The organism is Bradyrhizobium shewense (assembly GCF_900094605.1).
Taxonomy (GTDB): Bacteria; Pseudomonadota; Alphaproteobacteria; order Rhizobiales; family Xanthobacteraceae; genus Bradyrhizobium; species Bradyrhizobium shewense.
Genome location: NZ_FMAI01000014.1, coordinates 102861 through 119820 on the forward strand (window position 1 = coordinate 102861; position 16960 = coordinate 119820).

Sequence of the window (16960 nt, forward strand, 5' to 3'; positions counted from 1 at the left end):
TGGACAAGGAGCGGACGATGAACCTTGCTAACGTCCGGCTCGGACTGCTGGCGGCGAGCCTCGTGACATTGTTGGCCGGCGAACCCGCGCGGCCGCAGCCAGCCCCGCCCGCGCCTGCCGTCGGCGTCGTCGAAGCGGCGCAGCGGCCGATCGCCGAGAGCAGTGAGTTTCTCGGCCGGATCGAGGCCATCAACCAGGTCAACATTGCCGCCCGCCTCACCGCTTTTCTGGAGCAGCGGCTGTTCACCGAGGGCGCGGAAATCAGGAAAGGCGAGCAGCTTTACCGGCTCGAACGCGGCCCGTTCGAGGCCGATGTCGCCGCCAAGCAGGCGCAGGTAGCACAGCTCGAAGCGACGCTCGAGAATGCCAAATTGACCGCCGAGCGCGCCCGCACCCTGCTTGGCGGACCGGCCGGGCAGCAATCGACCTACGATGCCGCGCTCGCGAGCCAGCGCAGCCTCGAGGCGCAAGTCAAAGCTGCACAGGCGCAGGTCCAGGCCTCGCAGATCAACCTCGACTACACCATCATCAGCGCGCCGATCGACGGCAAGATCGGACGCACGGCCGTGACGGAAGGCAACATCGTCGGTCCGAGTTCAGGCGTGCTGACCACGATCGTCAGCCAGGATCCAATGTATGTCACGTTCCCGGTGCCGCTCCGCCAGGGGCTCGAGCTGCGCGAACGCTACGGCCCCCAAGGCGGCCTCGAAGCGGTGACGATCCGGTTGCGGCTGCCCGACGGGCGCATGTATGGGCAATCCGGCAAGCTAAATTTCGTCGACAACACCATCGCCCAGAACACCGACACGATCACGGTGCGCGGAGAGATCGCCAACCCGATCCTGCGCGCTCCCTCGGCGGCAGGCGTTACCGTCCACGAGCTCACCAACGGCGAATTCGTCACCGTCGTCCTCGAAGGAGTCCAGCCTATCGAGGTGCTGGCGATCCCGCGCTCGGCGGTGCTGTCCGACCAGCGCGGCGACTACGTTCTCGTCGTCGGCGCGAACGACAAGGCGGAGCAGCGGCGCATTCAGCTCGGGCAATCGACTCCCACGATCGCTGCCGTCATCAGCGGATTGACGGCCGGTGAAAAGGTGATCGCGGAAGGTTTGCAGCGCGTTCGCGCCGGACAAACCATCTCTCCAGAGCCGGCAAGTCCGCTGATCTTGTCGAGCATGAAGGATTCAACCGGCGAGGCGGCTCCGCAAGGGGGGCGCGCTCCCCTGCCCCGAACCCCCAAGGGCGGCAGCCAATGATATCGAGCGTCTTCGTCGACCGACCGCGTCTTTCGATGGTGATCGCCTTTGTCATCACCATCGCCGGCGCACTGGCGCTCACGCAGATCCCGGTGGCGCAGTTTCCCGATATCGTGCCGCCGCAGGTCACCGTAGCCGCGAACTTTCCCGGCGCCTCCGCCGAGGTCGTGGAGAGCAGCGTCGCACAGCCGTTGGAGGCGCAGGTGGTCGGCGTCGACCGCGCGCTCTATATGAAATCGACCAGCGGCAACGACGGCAGCTACACGCTGACGGTTTCGTTCGCGCTCGGCACCAATCCCGACATCAACACGGTCAACGTCAATAATCGCGTTCAGAGCGCATTGTCGCAATTGCCCACGGAAGTGCAACAGCAGGGCGTGACCGTCCAGAAACGATCCTCTTCGATCCTGCAGTTCCTGGTGCTCTACAGCGCAGATGGTCAGCAGGACCCGCTCTTCATCACCAATTACGCCATCATCAACGTGCTGGACGCGATTGCGAGCACGCCGGGCGTCGGCCAGGCCAATCTGTTCGCCAGGATGAATTATTCGATGCGGATCTGGTTCGATACGCAGCGCCTCACCAGCCTCAACCTGACCCCCTCGGACGTGGTTGCCGCCATTCGCGCACAGAGCGTCCAGGCTCCCGTCGGCCGCATTGGCGCGCGGCCGATCAGCGACGATCAGCAGTTCCAGTTCAACGTGCAGACGATGGGCCGCCTCGCGACCGTCGATCAATTCGCCAACATCGTGCTGCGCGCCGATCGGGACGGATCCTCGCTGCTGGTCAGGGACGTCGCCCGCGTCGAGCTGGGCGCGCAAAATCTCGACAGCGAAGCCCGGATCGACGGGCGAGCTGCCGTTCCGATTGCGATCTACCTCGCCCCCGGCGCCAACGCAGTGACCACCGCGCGCGCGGTCGCTGACACGATGCAGCGGCTGTCCGGCCGGTTTCCGGCAGGGCTCGGTTATCTCGTGCAGTACGACTCCACCACCTTCGTCCGGGACACGATCACGGAGGTGCTGTGGACATTGGGCGAGGCCTTCGTGCTGGTTGTGATCGTGGTCTATCTGTTTCTCGGAAACATGCGGGCCACCGCGATTCCGGCCGTCGCAGTCCCGGTAAGCCTCATAGGCACCTTCGCCGTTCTGCTCGCGCTCGGCTATTCCGCCAACACCGTATCCCTGCTCGCAATGGTGCTCGCGATCGGCATCGTGGTCGACGACGCCATTGTCGTGGTCGAGAATGTCGAGCGTGTCATGGCGGAGGAGCCTGATCTGTCTCCGGCCGAGGCCAGCAAGAAAGCCATGAGCCAGATCACCGCGCCGATCGTCGCGATCACGCTGGTGCTGCTCTCGGTGTTCGTGCCGATCGCTTTCATTCCCGGCATCTCGGGCACGCTGTTCCGCCAATTCGCGGTGACGATCAGCGCCGCCATGATGATCTCGGCATTGAATGCCCTGACGCTGTCGCCGGCCCTCTGCGCGCTGCTGCTGCGTCACACGGGACAGCGCAGCGGCATCATCGGCCGCATGCTTACCGGCATCGATTGGGTGCGCGATCGCTACAGCGGCGCGGTCCGCCGGCTGGTGCGCATGGCAGCCTTGTCGCTCATGCTGGTGGCGGCCTTTGCCGCAGGAATCTTCGGCCTGTCGCTGGTGACCCCGACGGGCTTCCTGCCCGAGGAGGATCAGGGCGCCTTCTTCACCTCGGTTCAGCTGCCGGACGGCGCATCGGTAGCGCGGACCAGCGAGACCACCCGGCAGATCGAGGACATCTTGAAACAGATGCCGGCCGTCGACCACGTCCTCGCGGTGATCGGCTTTTCCCTGCTCGACGGAGCCTCCGAGCCGAACAGTGCGCTCGTGGTGGTGCGACTGAAGCCGTTCGCGGACCGCAAGACGGCGACGGATTCCGCCCAGGCGCTGATCGCCAAGACCTTCGCCGCCGGCGCGCAGATCCGGCAAGCCAACGTGCTGCCGTTCAACCTGCCGCCGATCATCGGGCTCTCCACCGGCGGTGGCTTCGAATACCAATTGCAGGCCCTGGAAGGTCAGGCTCCGGCCGCGATCTCCAGCGTCACGAACGCGTTGATCGGCGCGGCCAATTCCGATCCTCGGCTCGCGCGTGTGTTCTCGACATTCACGGCGACCAATCCATCGCTCTATCTCGATATTGACCGCCGCAAGGCCCAGGCGCTGGGCGTCACCGTCAACGACATTTTTACGGCGCTCCAGGCCACGCTCGGCGGCATCTACGTCAACAACTTCAACCTGTTCGGTCGCACCTGGCAGGTCAATCTGCAAGGTGAAGCATTCGATCGCGCCGATACGTCCGATGTCTGGCGCATCCATGTGCGTAACAGCTCGGGTGAGATGGTGCCGTTACGGTCCCTCGCCGGCCTCAAGATCGTGACCGGTCCGCAGGTCATCACCCGCTACAACAACTATCGTTCGGTGACCGTCAACGGCAGCCCGGCATCGGGCACCTCCTCCGGGGCCGCGATCGCCGCCATGACGCAGATCTCGGAGGATGTTCTGCCGTCGGGTTACGGTTTCGCGTGGACCGGCACCGCCTACCAGGAACAGCAGGCGGCCGGCCAGACCGGCATCGTGCTTATGCTCGCCGTCCTCTTCGCTTATCTGTTCCTGGTCGCGCTCTATGAAAGCACCGTGATCCCGATCCCCGTGCTGCTCTCGGTTGTCGTCGGCGTGCTCGGATCCTATCTCGGCATCAAGATCGCTGGCCTCAATCTCGACCTCTACGGTCAGATCGGCCTCGTCGTCCTGATCGCGCTTGCCGCCAAGAACGGCATCCTGATCGTCGAGTTCGCCAAGGGGCAACGCGAGGCCGGCGTGCCGCTCGACGAGGCCGCGATCCAAGGCGCACATATGCGCTTTCGCGCCGTCATGATGACCTCGGCTGCCTTCATCCTGGGCCTCTTGCCGCTCGTGATCGCGACCGGCGCCGCCGCTCTCAGCCGGCGCGCCGTCGGCACGGCCGTCTTCGCCGGCATGCTGGCCGCAAGCTCGATCGGAATTTTCATTGTGCCGATGCTCTACGTCGTTTTCCAGCGCCTGCGTGAGCGTGCAAAGGCAGCCTTCAAGTCAAGCCGTCAGCCGAGTTCGCCCGACCGCAATGCAGTCTAGACAGCTTCGGCGGTGCTGTTCGTAAGTAGGATCGTTTGAAAAAGTCCGCGGCTCACACGGTTCTGCCGGCCAAGCCATTGACCTTGGCATCTAGTTGGCCCCTATCTCTTGAAGCTACCCTTAGAGCGGCTCACGCCGCGGCTTAGAGCCTTTTCCGTTTCGATTGATCGAATCCTCGGCTACCCTATTCTAGCGCGTCGGCGGAACTGCTGAAGTTGATAGATGGCGGCATGGAGAGCGGAGATGGGCCGGCTCGATAAGCAGATGGATCCCTTCCACCCTGCCGCTCATCTGACGACGGCGGATCGCGTCCCCGAGAATCTAGAGCTTGAGCAAGTGGACACGGCGTCGTTCGTTGATCCGGCCCGCGAGGAAGCCGCCTCGTCGCCCGCGCATTTTGGCTCGGGCCAGGCGGCGACCGGCGTAACGGGCTCTACCAATTGGATCGACCGAGGACGTCGCATCTGGCGGCGCCATCTCCAGCGCGATCAACTCCCCCGGACGACCGGAGGGTCGATGGGAAACTTCGAGCGGTGGTTGATCGCACTGCTGAGCGTCGGCTTCGTCGTGAGCTGCGTTTGCGCGATCATTGTCTTCATGCAGCTCAACGCGCGCAAATTGGAGGTCGCAACACTGCAACGAGACATCATCGCGCTCAAGCTACGCGTAGCCAGGCTCGATCAGATCGCAAGCACCAATGAGATACGTGAAAAGGCAAGCAGTGGAACACCCAAGCCGCCGTCGGAGACCCATCCTGACCAAGCTCCGCTCATCCTGTCACGTGAAGAGATTCAGCTTATCCGGGACTATATCAAGCCTGCACCAGTTGCTGGCCCCGCGACTGAGACGATAAAGGTCGGCGATCCCGTCGCGGGAGAAACCGTTCCCTTTCCTTCTCCGATCACGGAGAAGGTGCGGAAACTGCTCGGCGCGCGATTTACCATTCGCAATGGCGTTGTTGTCGTCGTCCGCAGCGGCAGCCGTCACGCTGATGCTGTGATTGGGCCAAATTGACGAGAACTGGCCGTGACGGCAGTAGTCGGTCGATGCTTATGGCTGGTTGTTTGGTGGTCTTTCAATGAACCGCCGGCTGCCATTGAGAAGCTCGAGGTTATTGGCGATGACCGGATTACCCGGATCGAGCGAATAGGCCTTCTCGAACTTCCGTCGCGCCGCACTCAGATTGCCGCGCAGCATGTACGAATACCCCTGGTCATTCAGGATCTGAACGGTTTCGCCTCCCAGCCGGATCGCTTGGGCATAGGCCTGATCGGCTAGGTCGAAACGACGCAGCTTGTCGTAGCTCGCTGCGAGACCAATCCAGGCCGTGACGTCCTTGGGTGATTTCTCGACGGCGTCCTTGAAGTAGCGCTGTGAGATCCCGTAACTGCCGCGATTGTAATGCTCCAGGCCCAGCCGCACAGGCTCGTCCGACGGGTAGTACTTGACGTCGGTCGGCTCCTGCACCGGGTCCCCACCCGGTGGCTCGACGGGAGCCACGATGGCAGCCTCCCTCGTGGTATAGTCACATGCCGCAAGGCCTGGCGCCAGCCAGCAACAGGTCAGCAGTAGAATGGCACGTCGCATAATTTTGTCCCCCGCCCGGCCCAGCGGACGCACTGCACCGCACTCAAATGTCCCGTCACTCAACTCAATTACCAGAAGCCGCTACCTGCCCCCTGCCCCGCCGACCGGCACCGATACTCCCGCCGATGCTCCCGCACCCAATCCAGTTACGTTGACATTCTGCGTGACCGGAGGTCGCTGGCCCATGATTTTCGTCGGATCGCCCATGTCGGGAAGCTGATCCACCGGCTGTTGCTGGTTGCCGTAACGCGTCACGGCCGAGCCCACACGTCGAGCATCGTATGCAATCCGGCGATCACCGACGTATCGCGGCCATGGATGGATTGTATGGGTCACGGCGTTGACCTGCTTGGCATCGCCGGCGGTCATCGTGATGCTTTCGGAACGCTGAAAGTAGCGGTCCACCTCGTCATGACCGGCGACGCCGTAACATCCCCCGAGGAGGAAGGGCGCAAACAGGGCCAGATACCTGATCGTCATCTCGCGCGTCCTCTAGTTTAGAGTTTTGACGACCGTCTGATCGGCACTCGCGGCCGGGACGACGACGGGGGTCCTGACTTCAGGCGCGATGATGTGGCCATACGGTCCCTTCACCTCGCCTCCGGAATTGACGTAGTCATTGTACCGCTTGCGGACTTCCATCTGACCATTGAGGAAGAAATCGACATCGTTGGCCGGCAGGCGGGAGTCGAGTGGCGATGCCAGTTGCTGACCGGGTGCCGCCGGTGCGACCAGGCGCGGGGTCACGATGATCACCAGATCGGTTTCTTCCTGCTGATACGATTTGCTGCTGAACAGGCTTCCAATCACCGGCACCGAGCCGATCCAAGGCAACTGCGAGACGTCCTGGCGATTGCGGGTCTGCAACAGGCCAGCGATGGCAAAGCTCTGGCCATCGCGCAACTCAACCGTGGTTCGCGCGTCGCGGCGGGTCAGCGCAGGAACGGTCGTCCCCTGGATCGTCACCGCGTTGGCGAAATCAAGTTCGCTGACCGACGGCTCGACGCGAAGATTGATCACACCGCGCGAGAGCACAGTGGGGACGAAGGCGAGTTCAACACCGAACTTCTTGTAGTCAATTGTGATGGTGGGAAAGCCGTTCTGCGTCTGGGTCGGTATCGGCACTGGAAACTCGCCGCCGGCGAGAAAGCGGGCAGCATCGCCGGACAGCGTGGTCAGATTTGGTTCCGCCAGCCGGCGTGCCAATCCTTTGGTTTCCAGCGCCGAGATCAACAGGTCCACCGAGCCCCCGCTGCTGGTCCTGATAATGCTGGTCAACAAGCTTCCGAACGGCGCTGGCGCAATGCCTCCTGCAGTACCGGCGAGAGTCCCGAGAGTTCCGAGTATCGGAAGGCTGCCAGCAGGATTGGCGCCAACAGGAGTGCTGCTGGCACTAAGGTTGCTGGTGCCGCCGGTGGTGGGTACCCTAGTGAGACTATTGATGCCACCGATAGGTGCCCGCCCGACGGCCGTGGTTGAACCAAGACCGGTATTGCCGACGTTGGTACCATTGGCATTCGCCGCATACAGATTGACGCCCAAGTTGCGTCCAGCCTCCCGACTCACCTCTAGAAAGCGCACCTCGAGCATCACCTGTTGCGGCGCCGCGACGCTCATCGCGTTAACGACGACGCCCCCTTTCGCGACCGTGCTGGTGGCGATCGCCATGGCACGCTCGGCCGTAACTGCGTCGGCGGCGACCCCGCTGAGCACCACCTGGCCCTCGGAAGCCGATACGCGGATACCCTGCCCGCCGGTGCTGGTCCGGATGTTCTGCTGCAGATTGCCGGTATCGATCACGACCTCGACGTCGAGGATCCCGATCTGCTTCATCGAGCTGTCGAACAGGATGACGTTGGTGGTGCCGGTCTGCTTGCCCTGCACGTAGATGAGATGATCGCTCAGCGACTTCACGTCGACGATGTCAGACGAACCCGCCACGATCGTCGCAAAGGCCGTGTCGACCTTGAAGGTGCGTGACTTGTTGACGACGAGCTTGACCCGCTGGACGTCATTCATCTCGCTGACGATGACGCCGCCGGAGGAGCCCCGCCGGTCTGCAGCCGCCGCGCGGTCGGTGACCCCAGAGGAGGCGAGCGCCGCGCCCAGACCCATCACGCCGAAGGCGAGAAGCCTCCCGACCCTGTTACCCGAAACGCGATCGCCACTCATCCGAGTTCCCCCACTGCGATCCACGGAGATCCCCGCAAATCTACGTGCCCGACGTCCTCAACATTTCCCCTCTGCGCACCACGTCGCAGAGCTTACAATCTGTCCCACTACAATTCGTTACTTCGTGTTTCCAAGATCATCCTCCCTCATGCAGGCAGCTTGCAAGACGAGATACTTACCGCACCGCCGCAAGCAGAAAGAAAACCCTTCGATGTTGCCAGCGCGCATCATTCTCACTGGTTGTGGGGAACTATCCCGCAGCACAACCGCTCTTGGCGCGCGCTCCGGTCGTGGCTTTGAGATCGAACGACAGTCGGTGGCAGGGTTGGCGATTCGCCTGGCCGAGTAATTCCGCACCCGCGCGTTTGGCCCGCACGTCGCGGCCACGACGAACTGTCGAGCGAAAAATGTCAGGCGTACTGCCATATCGGTGCTAGAAGGGAATCTGGTTGGAGGCGCTCGGCGCATTGAGAGCTGCGCCCCATATGGGCATCAGCATCGTAAAGTTTGCCTGGGAAGCTGTAACGCTCAAGCTGTTGCTGTTGGCCCCCACGGTCAGCGTTGGCGTCAGACCTCCGAAAAACAGGAAGGGGGCCGCGTTCTGCTTGGCAGCGGTGGACAGGGGATCCCCGATGCAGCCGGCCGGCGACTGCGGCGGGCTTTGAAGCAAGGCAGGCGTATAGCAGCTGATCATGACCGCACGGGCGCCAGCACTCGCGAGCGTCCGCAAGGATTGCATCGTGATGGCATAGCGCCCAAGATCGAAGATGGCGAACATCAATGTGAAAAACGCCACGGACACCATGATGAATTCAAACGGCGCCATACCGCGATTGTCGAGCTTTCTCATCATTGCACCAAAGCGACAACTTGGGTGTAAATAATGGTGGTTGGAGCACATCCATCCGTGCTCAAGTAGGGGCTACCGCTCATGCTCAAGGTCTTGGCGATCACTTGCGAGCAGGTAGTATTCTCAGGTTGAGTCGTTCCGCTGAACGAGACATCTGCCTTGGGAAAGTACATCGAGCCCGCAAGCTTAATCCCGCCGTTGCCGCTGATGTTGACGCTACCGGTCGATTGATCGTCAATCAGGACCCCACTCAGCGCAGGGTATGTCGGGTTACTGGCAAGAGCGGAGAGTTTGATGGTCCCGCCGTTGATCGTGAGGCTCGAATTTCCGAGCAACACAATGTTCACCGCTGTTCCCGTGACGGTCGCGCCCGTCATATTTATGGATGCATTATAAAAAAAATAGGTTCCTGACCCAGTAAACGTCACGTAGTCTTGGTTGCCCCAGTTAAAATTCCCGGTATACGCGCCGCTGCTGTCGTTGGGCGGAAGGTTATAACACTTGCTGCCATTGGGATATGGTAATCCGGTGATTGGATTGGTGACCGGGCATGTCACCTTTGTACTGTTGGCCGAGGTAGTGCCAGTCCTCGTATTGAACGTAGCACTCTGCAGTCCCAGAAGTGGATCCAGCGCAGGAGGCATAAAATAGTTGTGCGTTACGCTGGTGCTTGCGCAGGTGCCAGCCGGCTTACAGCCAGTTGCACCGAACAGGGCCCATCCCGAACCGTTAAAAGTTGGAGTGCTGCCGAGTTGCACACTGTAGTCAGACATCAGTGGGCAACCCGTTCCGTTATTGCTGAGACCACCAGCGAGTTTAAGCGCGCCTCCACCGTTCGGATCAGGTCCAAGCGCTAGGGCGCACACCTTGCTGGGCAGCTGCACCAGTGCAATGGCTTGGGCGGGGATGTTGACAGTGGTCAAACCCAGCACTGCCGCCAAGTACGCCGGTTGTTGCTGGCTGACCCTGGCGCGAACGGCATTGCCGGTGCCCGCAGGTGGCGTTGTGAACGTGCCCGCATTGTAGGTGCCGATATCGATCTGCACGGCTCGCGAGACTCTGGTCGGTAGGCTTGTCGGACAGTTTCTGCCCGGATAGCCGGTAGCATCGTTGGGACTCGAGTTGCAAAACCCATTCTGTGCCGCGAATTCCTTGCCGCGATAATCCACTGATTGGGTATCGCAGGTCGCACCAGCAATCTCGCATGCGAGCCGCAAGGCGCCCGAATAGGCGGCCGAGTCGGCGGCGTTCTGCGCGTGCTGGCGGGTGACGTACCACGATCCCGCCTCGGCCCCGAGTGCGACTACTCCGATGAGCGGCACCAGAGCGATGACCGTTGCGAATGCGACAGAGCCTCGTTGGGAACGGAGCAGACTACGCATGGAAGCCCCCTTACTGGAAGCGTTCTGAATAAGGCAGCGTGTAGGTACAAGTGGTGGGACACAGCACCCCTCTCCACACAATTGGAGCCAAAGTGATGGTTGTCGAGAATGTAATGTACTTGGGAGAAGCTAGATTGCCTGGCGAACAGGTGGCCCCTGCGTCTCCGCACAAAACCTGAAGGTTGCTGATCGCATGACCGGCGACTGTCGTCTGTAGCCCTGTCTTCCAGCTCACCGTGCCGTCAGGGGCGAGCGGATTAGCGTACTGCACATACTGCCCGAAGGAGCGCAATGCGCTCCATGCGGAGATAAACTGGAAGCCCGCGGCAGCCAGGTCGGCGAGCGGCATGAGCAGGAACGCCACCAAAACCGGGTAGACGATCAATGTCTCAAACGCGACGGCCCCGCGTTGATCCACGATGAACGACTTCTTGTGGCTCATGAGTTGACCTCGACCGATACTCACTCTTCCGGTCGTCGACCGGAACAGCACTCACCAAACGTAAGGGATCACTCTCCAGCGCGATGCTTCGTAATCGGAATATTCCGGGCAGTTGCGACGAAGCAGGTCCTCTTCGTAATAAATTCGGCAAACCTGAACGCCGATATGCAAGACGAGCAAGGCCGCTGTCAGCGGCGTCGGGCTTCTCAGCACCACACCCAACACGGCGATTTCTTCCGCAAGGTAGAGCGGGTGCTTGATCCATCGATACGGACCCGTTTGCACCACGTTGCGCGCCTGTGGCACCAGACTGAACGACCTGCCAAGATGTCGGATGGTGACCAGCATCATGATCATGCCGATCAACACGCACGCGGTGGACGCCAGGTTTGGTAACGCCTTGTCGGTTTCGCCGAAGAAGGCGATCGTCCACGGCATATAGGTGCCGACGAACGCCGCTATCCTTGGGAGACGGCCGTTCGCTTGCGCCTTCGCCGGCGGCCGCGTGATGACCAACAGCGCCAGAAGCACGTAGAAGACAGCGAGGCAGACACTCGACAGGAGCGACGGCCAGGGATCATGAGCCGATGATCCGATCTTGATGGCGACGCCAAGCGCCAGCAACATGAACCACATGCCGCCGAGCAGCTGCATTGTCCGGTCGTAAGAGGACGTTTTCGAAATGGCAATCGTGCTCATGGCTACTTACCGAAGCTGGCGAACGAACGCACGAGGTGCAGAATGGGACTTCCTCCCAAAATGACGAACATGGCTGGAAGCAGGAACAACACCATCGGAATGGTCAGCTTGGCGCCCAACTTGTGTGCTCTTTCTTCAAGCTTGGTAATACGTTCGCGCCGGAGGTCGACGGCGACACTCCGCAGAGCCTGGCCCACCGGCGTTCCGTATTGCAGGCTTTGGCCGACCATGATTCCGAATCGGCGAAGCCCATCCGATGTAGCCCCCAGTTTCTCGAATGCGTCGCTGCGGCTTGGCAGGATCCGGAGATCATCAAGAAGGCCGCTCATGACCCGGGCTATAGCGGGATTGGTCTCCTGCATTTCTTGCGCGACACGTGCCAGCCCGCTTTCCAGTCCCATTCCCGATTCGCTGCACACAACCAGCAAATCGATCATGTCCGGCGTGCCCAGTCGAATGGCGGCATCAAACCGCCGCTTCAGCACCGCCAGTATCAATCGCGGCGCTAGAATCCCGATCGCCACGCCAATAAGTGTGAAGACCAGCACATCAAGCAGCGGCTTCCCGAAAAGCTGAGCGGCACCTCCGGCGATGATCGGGCATAGCGCCATGCTGACGGCCTTGACACCGATCCAGGTCGGCAAGGCTCGATGATGGTTGAAACCTGACGATTGAAGGATGGTTCGTAGCTGATCCAGATTTTCCTCGGCATAGAAGCGACGATACCGCATGCCGAGTGACGAAAACCAACCGGTCACATCCTGGAAGGGCGCAGACCGGCCAGCAACACCCATCACGGCGTTTGATACCCGGGCGTCCAATGTACGAATGTGTATTTCGCGGATAATCAACATGCAGGACGCAGTCGCAGCCACGACTGCCAGGGCCACCAGACTGAGACCAGAAGTCATAGTTCTGTTTCCCTTCTGACCATCCAACTTATCACCAGGGCTCCGACAAGCACCGAAATGACTGCGTAAGCCAGCAGCTTGTTTCCAACCGGATCGGTGAACAACAGATCAACCGTTTGCGGATTGGCTGCGTATAGGACCCCACCTGCAATCAAGGGCGAGATTGTCAGCGCTCGTGAGGAAAAGATCACCTCCCCTGCCAGCGCCTTGGCGCGGGCAGCCAGCGCAACACGTTGCCTGACAGTGTCTCCCAAGTTCTGCAAAGTCTCGGCCAGGCTGCCACCGGACTTCAACTGGACGGCAAGTGTCACCGCAAAGATCGCATACTCCGCCACCTGCGTTCGCCGATAGACAGCTTGGACCGCTTCCTCTGCAGGTCTTCCCAGATTCACTTCGCTGCATACGATGGCAAACTGCCCGGCGGTTGGCTGCGGCATATCGCGCGCGAGGGCACGAAATGCCTCGTGCACAGGCAGACCCGATCGCACTGTACTTGTCACCAGCTGGATCGCATCAGGCAGCTGTCGAAAAAGCTGAAGAGCGAAGCGACGTTGCTGCCATCCGAACAGGCCTCGTATCACAATGAGGGCCGCGATTGCCGCGACAATGGACGCGTAGACAATGGAATATCCCAGCTGGCTGTTCGCATAAAGGATCGCCGCTGCTCCGAATGCACCGGCAAGCAGCACGTAGGCGGGATGCAACACGTAAGGTATATCGGGATTGTAGTTTGACAGCCGATTGAGAAACTGATCCTGAGACCCGCTCTCCAAGCGGCGAATGGATGGGAGATTGGCCGGATGCGACGTTGGCAGAGCAACCGCCAACCGGCGATTGATGCGTCTTTCCCGAGCGTCGAGCCACAACGAAATGGTTGCTGCGCACATCGCGAGCGCCAGAACAGTGACGATCACGGACTCCAGCGTCATATTTGCCTCATGGCCTCGGCCCAAGCACCATCTAGCCCGAAATAGACAAGCCGGCTCTTGAACTTCGGAGTTGCAAGGTTGGACTTATAGCTGCCCGATATCCGCCCGTTCACATCCTCCTCCTGATACTCGAAGGCTGCGATGTCATTGGTGGTGATCACCTCCCCTTCAAGGCCGATCACCTCGCTGATCTGAACGATGCGGCGCTGTCCGTCCCGCATGCGTTCGACCTGCACAATGAGATCCAGCGCAGCGACGATCTGACTTCGAATGGCGCGCGACGGTAGATTGACCTGTCCCATCTGCACCATGTTTTCGATGCGGGTCAGGGCATCCCGGGTACTATTCGCGTGTACCGTGGAGATCGAACCATCATGGCCGGTGTTCATCGCCTGCAGCATGTCGAATGCTTCGGAACTGCGCACCTCGCCGACGACGATCCGGTCGGGACGCATGCGCAGGGCATTCACCAGCAGATCGCGTTGTGTCACCTGCCCTGTGCCTTCGAGGCTGGGAGGCCGGGTCTCCAGGCTGATCACGTGGGGCTGCTGAAGCTGCAGCTCCGCCGCGTCCTCGATCGTGACAATACGTTCGGTGTGATCGATGAACTGACTCATCGCGTTCAGGAGCGTCGTCTTGCCGGATCCGGTGCCGCCGGAGACCAGAACATTGAGCCGCGAGCGGGCGGCGATCTCCAGCAATTGTCCGATGGCCGGGGTCATCGAGCCGTTTTCGATCAATCCGGCGATGTCCAAACGACGGCTTGGAAATTTCCGGATAGAAATGCACGGACTATGGATCGCCAGCGGCGGGAGGATGATGTTGACCCGGCTGCCATCCAGCAGGCGACAATCCACCATCGGACTGGATTCGTCGACGCGCCGACCGACCTGCGCGGCAATCTTCTGAGCGACGGAGGCGATGTGATCATTGTCGCGGAAACGCACCGCAACTCGTTCCAGCCTGCCGCTTCGCTCCACGTAGATATTGCTTGGGCCGTTCACCATGATATCGCTGATCGACTGGTCCAGCAGCAGCGGACGGAGCGGCCCGTAGCCCGTCATGTCGTCGGCAATTTCGTCCGCGAGCTGCAGCTGCTCGCGGCCCGACAGCTCGAGCCGTTCCTGGTTGGCAATGTGATGGATGATCTCTTCAATCTGCCGCCGGAGAACCTCCCGCGAGACGGTTGCGGCCACCGCGGGTTCGATCTGCTCAATCACCCGTTCACGCAGCGAAGGTGGAATGATGGGTTGGTGGATCGCAGGTTCGTCGCGCCTTGGCGCAGGTGACGGCACGTTCGGTGCGGCTGCAGTCGCGCCGGCCGACGGCAACGGCAAGCCTATCGCAGATGCAGGGACGCCTGCCGCCAATACGTGAGCTGGTGCGTCGTCTTCGCGCCTACCAAACTTCTTCATCGCAGATGTGCTGTGAGCACCCTCCTCCACCAGCTAACCCGCTCGGCAGCGACACCGCTGATCTCCCGTACGATCGGTGCCAGGTGACGCCGCAATTTCCTGACGTGCTTCAGAGCTGGAATTCCGAGATTGAGCGCCTCGGTCATGCCCTTGCCGAGATCGGGAACGACGATGTCGGGCTCTGCACCCAACGCCTTGACAACCGCCGCCCTCGGAAGGCCCCCGGGACGACCGGCCCGGTTGAGCAAGGTAAAGACCCGGTCCTTGCCCGCGATGTTGATCACGGCGGTGCGTAGCGCATGGGCATTGCGAAGTCCGGTCACCTCGGATTCGAGCAGCACCATCACATGACGGGAAAGCGCAATCACGGGATAGATCGACGGCGGAAACGGGACGGGTACATCGACGACGATGTAGTTGAACCGTTGACGCAGCAGACCCAGCACGTGTCGTACGCCAGCTTCCGTAATTTCGAGCTGCGCATCGAGGTCCTCGTCGGCCGAGACCAGGCAAACCCTTTCGTTGACTTCGATTGCCGCGCGCTCGAGGAAGAGTGTGTCCGCCCGCGTCGGATTTTCCAGAGCGATACGCAGCCCCGGCCCGGGACGAACACCCAGCATCACGGCCGCCTCGCCGCCCTGCAGATGAAGATCAAGCAGGGCCACCTTGGCCTTGGTTGTCTCGGCGAGTTGCAGCGCCAGATTGATCGCGATGCTCGTGGCGCCGGCGCCGCCCTGCGCCCCGCAGATCGAGACCACGTGCCCGCCACGATCGATCTGGTTGGCTGCGACGTCGCCGAGAAGCTTGGGGCGCAGCTTGTCCAGCACCAGATCGCGCGTGAGCGGCCGCGGCAGATACTCGGTCAAGCCGAGCTCCAGGAGCTCACGGTAAAAGGTGATCTCCCTGTTGTCGCCGATCACGGCTACGCGGACATCGGGTGGACAGACGCCGGCCAGCCTTTCCAGCTCAGTAAAGGGATCATCGATGCCACTGATGTCTACCACCAGTGCGAACAGATCCGTGTCGGTTTCAAGCATCCGTATGGCGTTGCGGATCGTGCCGCGCCTGATCGAGAGATTGGCGCCCTCGAGCCCCTTGCGCAACGCCGCGGCGCTGAGCTCATCATTTACGAAACCGATGATGCGGTTACGCGTGACGATCGACGTCGATTCTTCAGCCGGGGTGGCTATGGCAATGTTCATCACCGTTTCTCCGACAACCTGTTATCGTAACCCGCCGCTGTTGCAGTCGGGCGTACAGCTTCCGATGTGCCGTCGCAGCTGACGAGAGCGTCTTCCTCTTGCTTCCTGACCGTGTATTGCTTGACCTCACCGCCTGAATGAACGACCACCGCCGTTCTCTGTGCGGAAATTGCATACTGGCGGGCCAGTTCAGGCGACACATCACAGCTCGACATCGCGCCGGTGTCTGCCTTGTCCCACTGATCGACTGCTGCGCGTACGGCCATGGAGAGCGTCCCGAGCTGCTTGGCGACGGTGACTTTCTTGACCTGCACCGGCGTAAGCTCCAGTGATACGGTCTGCGTTTGCTTACCTGCCATCCCGCTGATGGGGCGCGCGCCCTGCACGATCTCCTGATCAATCGCGATGACTCGAACATTACGCAGAACGGTTTCGCTCAGGGCACGGCGCGCGGTATCGACTTTCTCGAAGACCTGGGTCAACACGACGTCGACGTGATCGCCTGGCCTGATGAGGCCCGAGACACCGGCCTCCTCGTCAACCTTGATGCTGATGGCACGGCTGTCTGGCGCCAGGACACTGGCGAGGAAACCCCGATCTCGCGGACGCAGGACGTCCTGCAATGTAACGGGACTGCCCGCTTCGACGAAGTTGCGGATGAGTGAACCGGGAAGTCCGGCCTTGGACTCGGGGTTTTCAAGGATAGCCCCTTGGGGAACGCGCTCCGGTGGCACCGAGCGGACGGCGAAATCCTCTTCGCGGGCCAACGTCCCCCTCGGCAAAGGCCGTGCCGCGACAAAGTATCCGGCGGTCGCCGGCGCCGCCGGCGCGAGGGGCGCCTCTGTCACCTGTACTGGGACCGGAGGCTGCGCCTTCGGCAGGTTCATGCTGTAGGCGATCAGTCCGAACGCTGTGGTTGCAAGCAAAAGCACCACGATGATCGACAGACGCAGCGCGGATGACATT

At 61.3% G+C, this 16960-nt stretch carries 15 protein-coding genes; 3 read left to right on the top strand and 12 right to left on the bottom strand.

Going from position 1 to position 16960, the window contains the following annotated elements:
* Nucleotides 1–17: 17 nt before the first annotated feature.
* The 3 genes from GA0061098_RS25280 to GA0061098_RS25290 all read left to right on the top strand — a co-directional run bounded on the left by GA0061098_RS25280 (nucleotide 18) and on the right by GA0061098_RS25290 (nucleotide 5419).
* A complete protein-coding gene (locus GA0061098_RS25280) occupies nucleotides 18–1256 on the top strand; it encodes an efflux RND transporter periplasmic adaptor subunit (protein ID WP_091962835.1) in 1239 nt (412 codons plus the stop codon).
* Nucleotides 1253–4405 (top strand): efflux RND transporter permease subunit, encoded by a 3153-nt coding sequence (locus tag GA0061098_RS25285; RefSeq protein WP_091962838.1) that lies wholly within the window; start codon nucleotides 1253–1255, stop codon nucleotides 4403–4405. The genes GA0061098_RS25280 and GA0061098_RS25285 overlap by 4 nt, the downstream gene beginning before the upstream one ends.
* A 243-nt stretch (nucleotides 4406–4648) precedes the next feature.
* Nucleotides 4649–5419 carry a hypothetical protein gene (locus tag GA0061098_RS25290; RefSeq protein ID WP_165637589.1) on the top strand — a complete coding sequence of 257 codons (771 nt, stop codon included), beginning with the start codon at nucleotides 4649–4651 and terminating at the stop codon, nucleotides 5417–5419.
* 36 nt (nucleotides 5420–5455) lie between these two features.
* On the opposite strand, the gene GA0061098_RS25295 is transcribed toward GA0061098_RS25290, so the two are convergent.
* The 12 genes from GA0061098_RS25295 to cpaB form a co-directional block, all read right to left on the bottom strand.
* On the bottom strand, nucleotides 5456–5905 hold the full coding sequence (locus tag GA0061098_RS25295) for a tetratricopeptide repeat protein (RefSeq protein WP_245323545.1): 450 nt from the start codon (nucleotides 5903–5905) through the stop codon (nucleotides 5456–5458).
* A 168-nt stretch (nucleotides 5906–6073) separates the two neighbouring features.
* The gene (locus GA0061098_RS25300; protein WP_091962844.1) at nucleotides 6074–6472 is read right to left on the bottom strand and encodes a hypothetical protein; all 399 of its coding nucleotides are present in this window, start codon (nucleotides 6470–6472) and stop codon (nucleotides 6074–6076) included.
* A gap of 12 nt (nucleotides 6473–6484) precedes the next feature.
* Nucleotides 6485–8164 (bottom strand): type II and III secretion system protein family protein, encoded by a 1680-nt coding sequence (locus GA0061098_RS25305; protein WP_091962848.1) that lies wholly within the window; start codon nucleotides 8162–8164, stop codon nucleotides 6485–6487.
* A gap of 433 nt (nucleotides 8165–8597) precedes the next feature.
* Nucleotides 8598–9017 (bottom strand): TadE family protein, encoded by a 420-nt coding sequence (locus GA0061098_RS25310; RefSeq protein WP_091962853.1) that lies wholly within the window; start codon nucleotides 9015–9017, stop codon nucleotides 8598–8600.
* On the bottom strand, nucleotides 9014–10396 hold the full coding sequence (locus GA0061098_RS25315; RefSeq protein ID WP_091962858.1) for a pilus assembly protein TadG-related protein: 1383 nt from the start codon (nucleotides 10394–10396) through the stop codon (nucleotides 9014–9016). The genes GA0061098_RS25310 and GA0061098_RS25315 overlap by 4 nt, the downstream gene beginning before the upstream one ends.
* 10 nt (nucleotides 10397–10406) lie before the next feature.
* On the bottom strand, nucleotides 10407–10838 hold the full coding sequence (locus tag GA0061098_RS25320; protein WP_091963171.1) for a hypothetical protein: 432 nt from the start codon (nucleotides 10836–10838) through the stop codon (nucleotides 10407–10409).
* Between the two features lie 51 nt (nucleotides 10839–10889).
* Complete coding sequence (locus GA0061098_RS25325; protein ID WP_091962862.1) at nucleotides 10890–11537, bottom strand: methyltransferase family protein; 648 nt, start codon at nucleotides 11535–11537, stop codon at nucleotides 10890–10892.
* A gap of 2 nt (nucleotides 11538–11539) precedes the next feature.
* Nucleotides 11540–12448, bottom strand: a complete 909-nt coding sequence (locus GA0061098_RS25330) for a type II secretion system F family protein (RefSeq protein WP_091962867.1) — start codon at nucleotides 12446–12448, stop codon at nucleotides 11540–11542.
* Nucleotides 12445–13377, bottom strand: a complete 933-nt coding sequence (locus tag GA0061098_RS25335; protein WP_165637590.1) for a type II secretion system F family protein — start codon at nucleotides 13375–13377, stop codon at nucleotides 12445–12447. Before GA0061098_RS25335 ends, GA0061098_RS25330 begins: the two co-directional genes overlap by 4 nt.
* Nucleotides 13374–14792, bottom strand: a complete 1419-nt coding sequence (locus GA0061098_RS25340; RefSeq protein WP_091962875.1) for a TadA family conjugal transfer-associated ATPase — start codon at nucleotides 14790–14792, stop codon at nucleotides 13374–13376. Before GA0061098_RS25340 ends, GA0061098_RS25335 begins: the two co-directional genes overlap by 4 nt.
* A complete protein-coding gene (locus tag GA0061098_RS25345) occupies nucleotides 14789–15994 on the bottom strand; it encodes a CpaE/TadZ family protein (RefSeq protein ID WP_091962879.1) in 1206 nt (401 codons plus the stop codon). Before GA0061098_RS25345 ends, GA0061098_RS25340 begins: the two co-directional genes overlap by 4 nt.
* Nucleotides 15994–16959 carry a Flp pilus assembly protein CpaB gene (gene cpaB / locus GA0061098_RS25350; RefSeq protein ID WP_091962883.1) on the bottom strand — a complete coding sequence of 322 codons (966 nt, stop codon included), beginning with the start codon at nucleotides 16957–16959 and terminating at the stop codon, nucleotides 15994–15996. Before cpaB ends, GA0061098_RS25345 begins: the two co-directional genes overlap by 1 nt.
* Between the last annotated feature and the right edge of the window lies 1 nt (nucleotide 16960).

Excerpts from the sequence above, each read along its gene's own strand:
- GA0061098_RS25315 (WP_091962858.1), bottom strand. The coding sequence starts at position 10,396 with ATGCGTAGTCTGCTCCGTTCCCAACGAGGCTCTGTCGCATTCGCAACG.
- GA0061098_RS25280 (WP_091962835.1), top strand. The coding sequence starts at position 18 with ATGAACCTTGCTAACGTCCGGCTCGGACTGCTGGCGGCGAGCCTCGTG.
- GA0061098_RS25340 (WP_091962875.1), bottom strand. The coding sequence starts at position 14,792 with ATGAAGAAGTTTGGTAGGCGCGAAGACGACGCACCAGCTCACGTATTG.
- GA0061098_RS25300 (WP_091962844.1), bottom strand. The coding sequence starts at position 6,472 with ATGACGATCAGGTATCTGGCCCTGTTTGCGCCCTTCCTCCTCGGGGGA.
- GA0061098_RS25290 (WP_165637589.1), top strand. The coding sequence starts at position 4,649 with ATGGGCCGGCTCGATAAGCAGATGGATCCCTTCCACCCTGCCGCTCAT.
- GA0061098_RS25305 (WP_091962848.1), bottom strand. The coding sequence starts at position 8,164 with ATGAGTGGCGATCGCGTTTCGGGTAACAGGGTCGGGAGGCTTCTCGCC.
- GA0061098_RS25330 (WP_091962867.1), bottom strand. The coding sequence starts at position 12,448 with ATGACTTCTGGTCTCAGTCTGGTGGCCCTGGCAGTCGTGGCTGCGACT.
- GA0061098_RS25345 (WP_091962879.1), bottom strand. The coding sequence starts at position 15,994 with ATGAACATTGCCATAGCCACCCCGGCTGAAGAATCGACGTCGATCGTC.
- GA0061098_RS25335 (WP_165637590.1), bottom strand. The coding sequence starts at position 13,377 with ATGACGCTGGAGTCCGTGATCGTCACTGTTCTGGCGCTCGCGATGTGC.
- GA0061098_RS25310 (WP_091962853.1), bottom strand. The coding sequence starts at position 9,017 with ATGATGAGAAAGCTCGACAATCGCGGTATGGCGCCGTTTGAATTCATC.
- GA0061098_RS25320 (WP_091963171.1), bottom strand. The coding sequence starts at position 10,838 with ATGAGCCACAAGAAGTCGTTCATCGTGGATCAACGCGGGGCCGTCGCG.
- GA0061098_RS25325 (WP_091962862.1), bottom strand. The coding sequence starts at position 11,537 with ATGAGCACGATTGCCATTTCGAAAACGTCCTCTTACGACCGGACAATG.
- GA0061098_RS25285 (WP_091962838.1), top strand. The coding sequence starts at position 1,253 with ATGATATCGAGCGTCTTCGTCGACCGACCGCGTCTTTCGATGGTGATC.
- cpaB (WP_091962883.1), bottom strand. The coding sequence starts at position 16,959 with ATGTCATCCGCGCTGCGTCTGTCGATCATCGTGGTGCTTTTGCTTGCA.